Genomic DNA, 12,329 nt, shown 5'->3' with positions numbered 1-12,329 from the left:
GGGGCTGCCAGCTATGGCAGCTCCCCTTTTTGCAACATTATAACGACTATAGGCAGCCGCTGACATAATAATGAATCTGTTTGTTCCACCAAGGCCAGTCATGGTTCACATCGTGGCCCCAATAGTCGAACCGGGCAGGGATCTCCTTGCGCTGCAGCAGTTCCTGCAACAGGCGGGTCTCATGAAGCATTTCGTCCTCATAATCGCCCTGGCCGACACAAATGATGATGTTGCTGTCACGGTATTGCTGCAGATAATAATCATCCTGAAGTCCCGGCAAATAGTGGAGCGGAGAGTTGAGATAGACGTTGTCGCTCATATAGTCGCCAAAGAAATAATAGGTGGAATAGACGCCGCTCAGGGCGATCAAGGTATCGAAATATTGCGGATAACGGAAAAAGAAGCTGGCACTGTAGTAAGCGCCCATGGAGCAGCCGGAGATGAGAATGCGCTGGTCACTGCCGCCATTGTTCCATTTGCTCTGGTCGAGAATGCCGGGGATCAGCTCCTGCGTGATGTATTTGTCATACTGCTCATGCCGTTGCACTTTGTCCTCATGATTCCAGTGGGCAGAGAAGAAGGTCTCCTCATCAATGCTGTCGCAGGCCCAAATCTGCAGCTTGCCGGCCTCAATGAATTCAGAGAGCGTCTGGATCATGCCCGAATCCTCGTATTGATAGAATCTGCCGAGTGACGTAGGGAAGACCAGCATCGGCTTGCCGGCGTGGCCGTATATTTTATACTCCATTTCCCTGTGCAAGTTATGGCTGTACTCCTTATGGTAGCTTGTCCTCATCCGTTAACACATCCTATCCCTCTTCTTGTTGAATATAGTTCACGATGTCTCTGACATCCTCTAATGCGGCGGAACGGAATTGATAGGCGCTGTTCCCCATGGCTCTGCTGAATACCTCTTCGATCTCGGCATAATTCACGATCTTGTCGCCACAGGTGCGGTAGATGTCTTCATGGCTGTGGGTGTAATGCTTATGCTTCTTGCGGCTGGCATAGCCGGTATAATATTTGCCTTCATAGGGTCCGCCAACCTCGTTATGTGCGATCATGCTGGCCCATTCCTTATAGATGTCCACGTCGTACGAGAAGTTTATGGCATCGGTCATCCAGGCGCCGGGCGGGCGCATATTCACTTCTAGAGCAATAATCCGGCCATCTTTATTCGACTTGAACAGCTCGATATGGAAGAAACGCTCCTTGATGTCAAAAGCCTTCAGAATGTTTCTGCCCGCCGCCTCAACCTCCGGACTAATCTCCCGCAGACAGAAATAATACAGATGGTTATCGGTGTTGACGACCTCCATCACGCTGTTCTCGAACAGATGGCTTACGGCAAAGCGCACTTCACCATGGATATCGACCAGTCCGTCATAGGTCAGAATGACCCCGTCAATGAACTCTTCGATAATAAAGGGGACCTCAGCGGGTTTGGTGTCAAAAAATTGCTGCAGCTCATCCTCATTATTGATCTTGTAAGTCATGCTGGCCCCGGAGCCGAGATCGGGCTTCACAACAAGCGGAAAGCCGGCTTCACGGATGAACGCATCGACGCTCTCCCGGGTGGTTCCGGTGGAGAACTGCACGGTGTTGACGCCGCTTTTGCGGAAAAATTCCTTCATCTTGGACTTCTGCTTCAGATTGTAGACGAAATCGGTCTTGGTGCCGTAAATGTTGAAGTCACTGCGGATGGCGGCATCCTGCTCCAGCCAATATTCGTTCAGTGACTCGAACCGGTCAATCTTGCCGTATTTATGTGTGAAATAGCCTACCGCCCGCAAGATCTCCTCGTAATTTTCCAGATCATTCACTTTGTAATACTCCGTCAGCGCGAGCTGCAGCTTGTCCTCCAAGTGTGCATATTCGGCATCACCAATCCCGAGCACCAGCACACCCTGACGCTGCAGCTGAGTACAGAAATCGGCGCTGTTCCTCGGGAAATGAGGGGAAAAGAAAATAAAGTTCACGGCGATCAACCCCTTTGGCTGGAATATAATTCCGAGTTAAATTGTATGATTAATTTAATTTAATTTATCAGGTCCATCCCTATCCGTCAATGTTTTTGGAGAGTTAAGAGGGATTCATACTTCTTCGGCCTTGGCATCTTCGCATTTGTGCCGGGTAAAGGAGGATGAGATAATTTTCTTTTCTTCTTCGCATGTTTGCGCAATATGGGGTAAAATACAATAAAGCAGGCAAAAATAGGAGTTGTAGAACATGTCTAAGTCCAATGAAGAAGTATTCTTGACTAAAGAAGGATTGGCTAAGTTAGAGGAAGAGCTTAGGGATCTGAAGACGGTGAAACGCAAGGAACTGGCAGCCCGCCTTAAGCTGGCGATCAGCTACGGGGACTTGAAGGAGAACAGTGAGTACCACTCGGCCAAGGAAGATCAATCGTTCATGGAAACCCGGATTATGATCCTGGAGAAAATGCTGACGAAAGCCCAGATCGTTGATTCGAGCAAAATGGATCTGAGTGCAGTCAGTGTAGGTTGCATCGTGATCCTGAATGATGTGGAATACTCCGAAAAAATCGAATATAGAGTGGTGGGCCCGGCTGAGGCTGATGTGCTCGACAACAAGATTTCTTATGAAAGTCCGCTGGGCAAAGAGCTAATTGGCAAAAAAGTGGGCGACATCATCAGCGTCAATGCCCCGATGGGCATCATAAAATATGAGCTGCTTGAAATCAAAATGCTGTAACAAACAAAATCCTCATCCCCTTGTCATTTCGCTGGGGATGAGGATTTTTGTTGTAGACAGGTGAGCGTATCTCCGGAATAACGGCTTTACGGCGTAACGGCGGCCCGGGGGAATGACGGAACGCAGCTTCCGGGACTGCGGCCCTGCCGCTTTCAGATCAGGCTATGGCCGCCGTCGATATGAAGTACCGTGCCTGTGGTGAATCCGTTATGGATCAGGTAAAGCACGCCCTCAGCCACGTCCGCCACGGTGCCTACACGCTGTACCGGCAGCTTGGCAGCTGTGCTGCTGTAAAAGGCATTCCGGGATTCCTCCGCCATCCCTGCCCGGGAAGGCGTATCAATAATGCCCGGAGAGACGACGTTCACCCGCAGAGGGGCCAGCTCCAGGGCCAAGGTCCGGCCAAGATTTGCGACAGTAGCATTCACTGCGCCCAGCATGGAGGAGCCGATCATGGATTTGAACGCTACAACCCCCGAGAAGAGGGTAATGGAGCCATTGGGGTTCAGCATCGGAGCCGCATATTTGGCGGCATAATATTGGCCCCAGAATTTATTCTCGAACAGCGAGCGGGCAGTGCTTGTCGGCGTTGCCAGGAAAGGCCCGCCGGTTGTTTCGGCCGCACTGACAACCAGATGATCAAAAGTCCCGGTCTGCTCGAAGAACAGCCGCATCTGCTCCTCATCTGTCACATCAAGTATGTGTGAAGCTACTTTCGCCCCTGTACCGATGGCAGACTTGGCCTGTTCCAGCTTATGCCGGGAACGGCTGGCAATTACAATCTCCGCACCTTCCGCGGCGGCCCGTCTGGCCGTTTCCAAACCGATTCCCGAGCTTCCGCCGACAATAACTACTTTTTGTCCTGTTAACATCTCTTTTCCTCCTCAAAGGTTTATGGAGCATTACTTTCAGACATCCGCCGCAATAAAACTCGCTTCGGAAGCATCGCTAAGCATGTTGTGCTCTGTGAGGAGAGTATATGTCTATAACTTCCTTTTGGGAAGTAGTTACCTTATTGTTATACAGTTTCCAAAAGTATAGTTTTGTGCGGTGGAAGGGTTGCCGGATTAAAGTTTTTTAGAGCGCGAGTCCGTATCGTTTTAACTCGATAAAAATTCCTTCCAGCTGTTCCCCCTTCGCGGTCAGGGTATATTCTACACGCGGCGGCACCTCCGGATATACTGTACGTTCCAGAATGCCATGGTTCTCCAGCTCACGGAGCCGCAGCGAGAGCGTCTTCGGGCTGATTCCCTCCAGGGATTTCAGCAGATCGCTGAAGCGCATCGTGCCTTCGATCAGCAGATCGCGGATAATGAGAAAGGTCCATTTGGTTCCAATAATATCGAGTGTTTTGGCAATGGGACAGGGTTCGCCGGGAGTGCCCTTGGTTATAATGACAGGCTCTGAAAGGTTCATATTCAACTAGCCTCCTGAGTGAATAGCGAGTTTTCTTAATCATATCACAATACTATCTTTTGGGAAGTTATGTGCAGCCATAGGCAGTTTCTATTAAGCATATTGTTTCCATATCTTAGACGGGCCTTGCTTCAGCAGGTATAGTAGGGAGTAACTATAGAACAGAGGAGTCCTGGCCCGTGATTGAGAGTGTGTTGTCGACGTTATTTAAGGTCATAGTGCCGCTGTCCATTCCGGTCATCGCCGGAGCGCTGCTGGGCCGGTTCAAGAACCTCGATACGAAACCGCTGTTGACGCTCTATTTGTACTTTTTGAGTCCGGCGATCATTCTCGATACGCTGGCTACTGCAGAAATTTCCTTCGACGACGTCTATAAGACACTGTCGTTCTCCTTGCTGAATCTGTTTCTCTTATGGGGCCTGGCCAATGTGCTCGGGCGAATACTGAAGCTGGCTCCAGCGGAAGCCGCCGGACTAACACTGGTCTCCACGTTTACGAACAGCGTCAATTACGGGCTTCCGCTGGTGCTGCTGGCCTTCGGCCAGCTTGGCCTCGATAAAGCATCGGTCTATGTCATTGGCCAGATGGTAATCGTCAATACCATAGGCGTTTATTTCGCTGCGAGATCACAGTTCTCAGTGCGCAGCGCCGTTAAATCGGTGTTCTCGCTGCCGGCCATCTATGCGGCAATTCTGGCCTTGATGCTGCGGGCGCTCGGCCTGCATATGCCGGATGAACTAGCATCCGGAGTCGCAATGGTGGCCGGGGCATATTCGCCCGTGGTGCTCGCGATTCTAGGTGCGCAGATGGTCAAGGTCAAAGCGGCCCAGACAGAGCGCAATGTGCAGCTTGCCTTCTGGACCGGGATCACGGTCCGCCTTCTGCTGGCTCCGCTGCTTGCCGCACTCGTTTTGCTCCTGCTGAATATTACCGGCACCTTATTTTCGGTGCTGCTCATTCTGGCGTCCATGCCTGTCGCCGTCAATTCCGTCGTGCTGGCCGAACGGTTCAGCAGTTCTCCCTCCCTGGTATCCCGCTGCATTGTATGGACAACGCTAGCTTCTTTCCTGGTGCTGCCGGTGCTTATTGTGGTGGTCGGCGGCGTGTAACGAGCCTGCGCTTCTGCCGCTCCTTTGCTACATTGATTTGTATATATTTAGCTAGATAAGGTACATGAAAGCCGATTCTATAATTGAAGTAACTATGGATTCCCAAAAAACTTTATTTTAACCTATATATCTTTGATAATTCCGATTGTTGGAAAATCCATTAATAAATATAATAGTAGCAAATATAGTTATAGCCAGGAAGGGGAAGCTTAAATGATTCCATTAGATGATGTAGACAAATGCTACCCATTAATAAATGAGCGGGCACAACGTTTTTTGAGTGAGCAAGAGCTGAAGCAATATCTCTCCCTCCCGCAAAACGAGGTTGAACACCAGCTTAAACTGTTGCTGGAAAGTCCGATTGCCCAATTTACCGTTGTAAATGAAGTCTACTTCAGAGCGCGTTGGGCGGAGGTTTTTGAAGCACTGCAGTTGGGAGATGAACTGACATTATTGGAGGTGGCTTCCGGCGATGCAGATATGGTTCCCCAGGTCATGGCACGAACCCATCCGAACAGTACATACATAACGGCGAATATGAATAAAAGCCTCACCACCAGTTTGCTGCAGAAAACGCGGGGCCTTCCCCTGCATATGAAAGTCATAGAGGAAGATGCAGCTTATCTCGAAAACCATCTGCCTTCCGGGTCAGTGGATCTTATCGTTTTTCAGCATGCGGTCAATGATATCATCCAGGCGATATTGTGTGGACAGGCTGGAATCGACACCATACATACAGATTGGATGGAAACTCTGCCGGCCATGATCAAACTTCTTCAGCAGGAGGTTGCCTCAGGTACACTCGAAGTTCATGCCATGCAGCCTTTTATCACCTTGATCCACACTTTATTGATTTTTTTGCGAACAGATGGCATTATCGCTATGAATCATTATATGTTCCAATTAGACCTTGACTGGGGCTACCCGTTAGATTTGTTTGAGAATATCATCCCCCTGACCAGACGCTGGCTGAACGGGATTCAGGGTTGCGAAGAGATTTTTATTCCCGGTTTTGACCGGCAATGGTGGATCTTTTTGCAAAAAAGATAAGGATGTTTCACAATCGCGGTGAACCGTATCACAAGTAGGGGCAAGTTTTTCAGACAAAACGAAGCACTTTCGAACAGGAATTCTTTCAGCCGTTCTTCTAGACTGAATAATGAAAGGAGATGAGAGCGAGTGGAAACGCTTCGGTTGCTTCGGCAGGCGATTGATTACGTAGAAGAGAATTTGCAATCGAATATTGAGATCGACGATATCGCAAGGTCCGCGATGTCTTCGAAGTACCATTTTCAGCGGATATTCCATGCCTTGACGGGCTTTACGGTGACCGAGTATATGCGTAACCGAAGGCTCACGCTTGCGGCGGAAGATCTGGCAGGATCGGATAGTAAGGTCATTGATATTGCGCTGAAATATGGTTACGAGAGTCCTGAAGCATTTGCCAAAGCATTTCAACGGATGCATGGCGTAACACCACTTGCGGCAAAGAAAAAGAATGTGAAGCTCAAAGCGTTTTCTCGAATCTCCTTTCAAATTCAGATTAAAGGAGAAACAGAAATGAACTATCGTATTGTCGAGGAAAAGGCTTCAACAGCAATCGGCAAGGTCGTCATCATCAAAAGAGACCCTTTCACGGAGATACCGGCTTTCGTAGAGGTAATTTGGAAGAATGGCACGCATGACCAGATTAACGAGACTGTTGGCAGGCCTGCAGGTTCTCTGTTAAACGGATATTACTTTGATTTCAGCGAGGATGGTACTAAGAGCTATATGACGGGTGTCGAGTTGCCAGAAGGAAGAGGAGTACCGGATGGGCTGAACATCCTTCAGATTCCTAATCAAAGCTACGCGGTGTTCGATAGTCGAGAATCGATTCCAGACGACATGGAGATCGGGTTAGAAATCCTAAACGTCTGGAAACGAATTTATTCGGAGTGGTTCCCATCCTCGAATTTTGAACAAGTTGAAGGACCATGTATGGAGAAGTACTATTGGGCAAATGATGATCACACCGAATCGATTTGCGAAGTATGGATCCCGGTTAGAAGAAAGTCGTAATTTAATTTTAGGCCGCCATTATGGCGGTCTTCATTATATAAAAGATACTTGCCGTTACAGACAGCGCGGTGAACCTTATCACAAGTAGGGGCAAGTTTTTTGAAGAAAAGCTCGCAGGAGCCAGTATTAGCATCATGCGGACCAAAGGAGCAGGGTGGGTAACATTCTGGTCGGAACGGTGCTAAACAGACTTCTGAGAGTTTTATTTGTGCTACAGAGTAATGGCTGGTATCCGTTAGAACAGTACAATTTTATCCCTGGAGAGTGGGCTTACCCCGCTCCTCTTGAGGAGGCACTGTAACCAACACGGCAGCGGGCGACAGAATGATGCGATCGGGACCATTTTGGGAGAGGAGCGGTATTATCCGGTGTAAAAGTTGAAGTGAAAGATTGTTGCCCTTATCGTATAAACGTATAATTATGAGTGATTAAATGAGCACCCGTCAGGCGGAAGCTTGATCTACAAAAGAAAGGGTCATCCTGTGAAGGGTGGCCCTTTTCAAAACTGCCTTGCATACAGGAACTGTTGTACCTTACGGATATAAATTATATACATACTATCGTTGTGGCAAACAAAGAAAACCTGGCTATAGTCAACAGGAGGGTTCAAATATGTGGTTTGGGAAGAAAGAAACGCAACTGGATCGAATAAAAAACAAATTGAATCAAGCCATGCGCAAAGACACGGCTTTCTCGGAGTTTGGATCATCCTCACATCAATACAGGGTTAATGGGAAGCTTACAGCAAAAGAGCTGGCGGACTGGCAAGCCCACAATCAGGTCACACTTCCTGAGCCTTTCGCGCAGTTTTTAACGAAGGTCGGCAACGGAGGCGCCGGACCCTATTATGGAATTTATTCGATCGAAAAGGCAGCTTCCTATACCGAGCGCCAGGCACTCCTTGCAGAAGCTGTTCTGCATCCCGGGATGACCAAAGAGGAATGGAACCATCTGACGGAGCCCTTGACCAACGACGAGGACATCCCCGATGAGGAATACGACGACGCCCGTAATAAGGTGCTGGGCGGCATGTTGTGCATAGGCACCCAAGGCTGCGAATACGATATGTATCTCGTGCTTGAAGGGAAACACAGGGGGAGAATTGTGTACACCTCTGATTTTCATCCCGATCATCCCTTTTTCTTTGTCTATGAAGACAACTTTCTGGACTGGTATGAGCGTTGGCTGGATGAAATTATTCTGGATTATGATAACGGGTGGTTTGGCAGTCGTATGCCGGGTGATGAGAATGCGCTGATCCAGATTTATCAGAGCGCTCCAACCGAAGAAATTCAGGCAAAAGCGCTGGATGGAATGTTCAAGTTTAAGAAAACCTCTCAGCCAACCCTTGGTTTTTTGAAAAATATTGCGGAGCAAAGCCCAAAAAATCGGACCACAGCAATTTGGCTAATCTGCAAAACTTCTTTTGATGCGGGTAGGAAATATCTTCTGGAGCTGTTGCAATCGGATAGGCATGAGGGTTTTCTGCAAGCTTTAGAGATTCTGCATGCTTCCAGTAAAACTGTGGATTTAACGGAATTTATTCCAGTGATCTTGCAAAGGTTTGACAGGATTCACGACCCGGAAACGTTGCGTTATGCAGGGTATATCCTGGAAGATTACGGTGCGATTACTCTCCTGAACTTTGCGCCTTTCTTGTGTCACGCCGACCCGAAGATGCAAACCACTGCCATCTATGCCGCGCGCAGTTGCGAGAACAAGCAGGGAAGCTGGCAGATCATTGAACAGATGTTGATGGGGGGCGGCCGGCAGGTTCTGAATAACTCGATTTTATACTGGGGCATTATTCCACATGAGAAGCTGCTGCCTTACTATAAGGCGGTATGGCCGGAGTATAAAAGCAATCCGAATTTCAGAGAGAAATTTATCGGTTGTTTGCGGGAACTGTATTTGCCAGATGATTACTTCGACAAAGACGAATTGTGAGAATCGTAATCCATATCGAAATAGAGAGGCTTGGCGCGAAGAGAACATTGGTTCAATCTCTCAAGGAAAAGGTCGTCCTGAAAGGGAGGGGCCTTTCTTGCTGTTTGGACGAGAATAAGGAATAATAAAAAAACATTTTTGAACAAGGGCGTGTGCGTCCGGAAAGTGTATTCCTGGCTCTGAGCACAAACGGACCGAGTTGCACCTATTTGGGGCTTTTAGCCTGTTACAGTAAGGAAACGGACTCCAGCGCAGTTATTTCTCCCTGAAGACCGTTTTTAGATAGAATCCAGAGCAGATAAGTGCATCTGGGTCCGCAAAAGAGAATAAACAGGGGTTTTACTCTCGATAGCGTCTCCTGAGTCCGAGTGAACGAATCCGCTGTGTGCTTTTAGGGACCCTATCTTCATTCAATACTAAACCCTGCTTCCCCAGAGCTCTTCCAGTTTGAGGACACGCTCTAATTAATAGGAAAGAGTCGAGAAAAGTGCAACCAATCCTACGAACTTTCTACTATATGGATAAGAGGGATAAGATTTGTAAAGGAGAATACCGGATGGAAGATCAGGGAATAGTTCGCCTGTACTTACAGCGTTCGCAGCAAGCCATTATAGAGACTAAGAATAAATATGGGGCATACTGCAGAGTGATTGCAAGAAACACACTTTCCAGTTATTCGGATATTGAAGAGTGTGAGAACGATACATACTTAGGAGCATGGAATGCAATACCCCCTAATATGCCTAGGAAGTTCCCTGTATTTCTAGGGAGGATCACACGTAATATTGCGCTTGATAAACATGGTTATAATACAGCGAAAAAGCGTAATCGTGAGTTTGAAGTTATTTTAACTGAATTAGAAGAATGTTTAGCTTCCCCTGATACTGTAGAAACAGAGTATGAAGCAGGTGAGATAGCCAATTTAATCAATCAATTTTTATATGCCTTAGATGAGCAAGCAAGAAATTTATTTATTGGGAGGTACTGGTACTCCTATTCAATAAAGGATCTTTCTATGAGATTTAATATGAGTGGTAGTAAAGTAAAGTCCATTTTATTTAGGTTAAGAAATAAACTTAAAGTTCATCTGGAGAAAGAGGGGGTTAATCTATGAAAAGAGAAGAGTTATATAGAGAGATTGGATTAATTGATGAAAACTTAATTGAAGCGGCAGAGCACAGTGGAACAGAGAAAAGGAAAAAAAGTATTTCTAAAAAGTGGGTTGTTTTGGTTGCCTGTCTTATCCTGTATAGTTCAACCGCTTCAGCTCTATTGGCAACAGAATATTATAAAAATCAAAATTCAGAGCCTTATATACGTTACTTAAGAGCTGAAGACATGGAGTTAGCACCTGTTACTCAATATGATGCGGAAAAATTTCTGCACGCTTTAAAAAGTGATAATGAGGAACATGTATATATTGCTATTAATAGGCTAGTAGAATGCTTTAATAATCAAAAGTTGAGAGAAAAAGCGTTAAAGGAACTCCAGCCATTTTTAGAAAATGATAATCAAAAAATCGCCGATTCGGCTGCTTTCGCTATAGATATTCTGTCAAAAAGTTACCGGAGCCCTTATATTTTTAAGTTGGCAGACGGAAGTATATTGTTTACGTTATTTAATAATTATTCGGATTATGGAAGTCAAAATGTCCTCTGGAGAATAAAAGACAATGTGCTTAAAGAATATTCAAGTTTTTCTCCACCATCTATGTATATTACAGATATTATTCCTTCACCCAATAAGAAGTTAGTTGCGATAGTGACATGCTCTAATAAAAGTGAATTCGTTCAAATTATTAATATTGAAGAGGGAATGACAAGTCCAGAGTTAGTAGAATCTGCAAGAGTCAAATATGGTGCACAAAAAGAATTAGATACATGGATTCGCACAGATTATGAGAATTATAGCTATGCAGATAAAATAGTGTGGAAAGACAATGATACTTTAGAGTTTGAGGGCTCTCTTGCATATCAGGATACTGCGATTATAGAAAATGTTACTGTAGCGTATCAGTTTAGTAAAAAGGTAATAGAAGTAAAAGGACTTGATGAGTCTAGATGAGAAGTTAACGGTTAATTCCGGCAGACAGAAGCGGGAATAGGGTCAGATAATATCCGCTTCTGTCTGCCGTTTGGTTACCATGCTTTTGACCACATTTCCCGGTGGCAGGCGGTTTCAAACCCAATTTTGGGATAAAAGTCGGGGGCACCTCCGAAACAATATGTAGCCCCCAGTTGTTCAGTGCGTTTCATTAGCTCGGTTACTGCTACAGTTGCAAGCCCTAAACTGCGATATCGCGGATCTGTAGCGAGTGGTTCAAGATATGCAAAATCGTTCACACCATCAACCCACATTCCGGCAAAACAGGCGTACTCTCCATTGGGGGCTTTTATTATTGCGGTAAGGTCCTTTCTGAAATGTGGACCACTCTGCATGAGCAATCTGGAATCAAGGTCATCGTCAGGCTCGTCTCCATGGTTGAATCCCCGCCACAATACATCGTTAATTTTACGCAGGTCATTTTCATTTTCTAAAGTTATGAAAGTGAATCCCTCGGGTAATGTGCGCGTGGAAAAACCCGAAACGTAATTGTAAACTCGGATTGGCTCACTGTATACCTTGTGATATCCTTTTTGGACAAGTAATTTCATAAGATGTTCTTCATAATCGTATACCCTAATATCGAGGCTGTATTGGTCAGCTGATCTCTTAGACAGCTCTGTCTCTGCATATTCAACCATTTCATGTTTTAAAAAATCATATCCTTCTTTGGTTGAAAAGTAGCATTCGCCAACGTCCATTTCATAGCAAGCTACACCTACAACTTCTTCGTTCTCCTCCCAAATACCGAATCGATGTGTTAGAGAATGATTAAAATAAGGGTGTGTATGCGCATACTCCCAAAAAGGCTGCGGGACATTACCACCCAACTGATACTTCTTGAAGTTTAATCTCATGAACTGAGAGACTCTTTCGAAATCGGAAAGTAATCTATACCTTCTTAACGTAATCTTCATGTTATGACCTCCTCCGTCGTTATATGAAATAAGGTATCATGAGATTTTTTTATAATCTATG

At 46.2% G+C, this 12,329-nt stretch carries 12 protein-coding genes; 7 read left to right on the top strand and 5 right to left on the bottom strand.

Annotated features, from left to right (window positions below):
* Positions 1-46 precede the first annotated feature (46 nt).
* Together H70357_RS32695 and H70357_RS32690 are read right to left on the bottom strand one after the other, a co-directional pair.
* The gene (locus tag H70357_RS32695; protein WP_038597867.1) at positions 47-796 is read right to left on the bottom strand and encodes an esterase family protein; all 750 of its coding nucleotides are present in this window, start codon (positions 794-796) and stop codon (positions 47-49) included.
* A gap of 13 nt (positions 797-809) precedes the next feature.
* Positions 810-1,979: an ATP-grasp domain-containing protein gene (locus tag H70357_RS32690; protein ID WP_038597865.1), complete on the bottom strand. Its 1,170-nt coding sequence runs from the start codon at positions 1,977-1,979 to the stop codon at positions 810-812.
* Positions 1,980-2,229: 250 nt separating this feature from the next.
* Between H70357_RS32690 and greA the strand changes: the two genes are divergently transcribed.
* Entirely contained in the window at positions 2,230-2,715 is a 486-nt protein-coding gene (gene greA / locus H70357_RS32685; protein ID WP_038597863.1) for a transcription elongation factor GreA, read from the top strand.
* Between the two features lie 152 nt (positions 2,716-2,867).
* Here greA and H70357_RS32680 read toward each other — a convergent pair whose 3' ends face one another.
* A complete protein-coding gene (locus H70357_RS32680) occupies positions 2,868-3,587 on the bottom strand; it encodes an SDR family oxidoreductase (protein ID WP_038597862.1) in 720 nt (239 codons plus the stop codon).
* A gap of 205 nt (positions 3,588-3,792) precedes the next feature.
* The gene (locus tag H70357_RS32675) at positions 3,793-4,131 is read right to left on the bottom strand and encodes a winged helix-turn-helix transcriptional regulator (protein WP_038597860.1); all 339 of its coding nucleotides are present in this window, start codon (positions 4,129-4,131) and stop codon (positions 3,793-3,795) included.
* 179 nt (positions 4,132-4,310) lie between these two features.
* Between H70357_RS32675 and H70357_RS32670 the strand changes: the two genes are divergently transcribed.
* The 6 genes from H70357_RS32670 to H70357_RS32645 all read left to right on the top strand — a co-directional run bounded on the left by H70357_RS32670 (position 4,311) and on the right by H70357_RS32645 (position 11,312).
* The gene (locus H70357_RS32670; protein ID WP_038597858.1) at positions 4,311-5,240 is read left to right on the top strand and encodes an AEC family transporter; all 930 of its coding nucleotides are present in this window, start codon (positions 4,311-4,313) and stop codon (positions 5,238-5,240) included.
* 213 nt (positions 5,241-5,453) lie between these two features.
* Complete coding sequence (locus H70357_RS32665; protein ID WP_038597857.1) at positions 5,454-6,290, top strand: hypothetical protein; 837 nt, start codon at positions 5,454-5,456, stop codon at positions 6,288-6,290.
* Between the two features lie 129 nt (positions 6,291-6,419).
* The gene (locus H70357_RS32660) at positions 6,420-7,301 is read left to right on the top strand and encodes an AraC family transcriptional regulator (protein ID WP_038597855.1); all 882 of its coding nucleotides are present in this window, start codon (positions 6,420-6,422) and stop codon (positions 7,299-7,301) included.
* A 612-nt stretch (positions 7,302-7,913) separates the two neighbouring features.
* Positions 7,914-9,248 carry an SMI1/KNR4 family protein gene (locus tag H70357_RS32655; RefSeq protein WP_038597853.1) on the top strand — a complete coding sequence of 445 codons (1,335 nt, stop codon included), beginning with the start codon at positions 7,914-7,916 and terminating at the stop codon, positions 9,246-9,248.
* Positions 9,249-9,804: 556 nt separating this feature from the next.
* Positions 9,805-10,362, top strand: coding sequence for an RNA polymerase sigma factor (locus H70357_RS32650; RefSeq protein ID WP_038597851.1), 558 nt, complete (start codon positions 9,805-9,807; stop codon positions 10,360-10,362).
* Positions 10,359-11,312, top strand: coding sequence for a hypothetical protein (locus H70357_RS32645; RefSeq protein ID WP_038597849.1), 954 nt, complete (start codon positions 10,359-10,361; stop codon positions 11,310-11,312). Before H70357_RS32650 ends, H70357_RS32645 begins: the two co-directional genes overlap by 4 nt.
* Before the next feature lie 74 nt (positions 11,313-11,386).
* Here H70357_RS32645 and H70357_RS32640 read toward each other — a convergent pair whose 3' ends face one another.
* Positions 11,387-12,268 (bottom strand): GNAT family N-acetyltransferase, encoded by an 882-nt coding sequence (locus tag H70357_RS32640; RefSeq protein ID WP_038597847.1) that lies wholly within the window; start codon positions 12,266-12,268, stop codon positions 11,387-11,389.
* Positions 12,269-12,329: the final 61 nt, after the last annotated feature.

This window comes from Paenibacillus sp. FSL H7-0357 (assembly GCF_000758525.1).
Taxonomy (GTDB): Bacteria; Bacillota; Bacilli; order Paenibacillales; family Paenibacillaceae; genus Paenibacillus_AQ.
The sequence above is the reverse complement of the archived record's forward strand: the minus strand, read 5'-3'. Positions and strand labels throughout refer to the sequence as shown.

Excerpts from the sequence above, each read along its gene's own strand:
- H70357_RS32695 (WP_038597867.1), bottom strand. The coding sequence starts at position 796 with ATGAGGACAAGCTACCATAAGGAGTACAGCCATAACTTGCACAGGGAA.
- greA (WP_038597863.1), top strand. The coding sequence starts at position 2,230 with ATGTCTAAGTCCAATGAAGAAGTATTCTTGACTAAAGAAGGATTGGCT.
- H70357_RS32680 (WP_038597862.1), bottom strand. The coding sequence starts at position 3,587 with ATGTTAACAGGACAAAAAGTAGTTATTGTCGGCGGAAGCTCGGGAATC.
- H70357_RS32675 (WP_038597860.1), bottom strand. The coding sequence starts at position 4,131 with ATGAACCTTTCAGAGCCTGTCATTATAACCAAGGGCACTCCCGGCGAA.
- H70357_RS32665 (WP_038597857.1), top strand. The coding sequence starts at position 5,454 with ATGATTCCATTAGATGATGTAGACAAATGCTACCCATTAATAAATGAG.
- H70357_RS32655 (WP_038597853.1), top strand. The coding sequence starts at position 7,914 with ATGTGGTTTGGGAAGAAAGAAACGCAACTGGATCGAATAAAAAACAAA.
- H70357_RS32650 (WP_038597851.1), top strand. The coding sequence starts at position 9,805 with ATGGAAGATCAGGGAATAGTTCGCCTGTACTTACAGCGTTCGCAGCAA.
- H70357_RS32645 (WP_038597849.1), top strand. The coding sequence starts at position 10,359 with ATGAAAAGAGAAGAGTTATATAGAGAGATTGGATTAATTGATGAAAAC.
- H70357_RS32640 (WP_038597847.1), bottom strand. The coding sequence starts at position 12,268 with ATGAAGATTACGTTAAGAAGGTATAGATTACTTTCCGATTTCGAAAGA.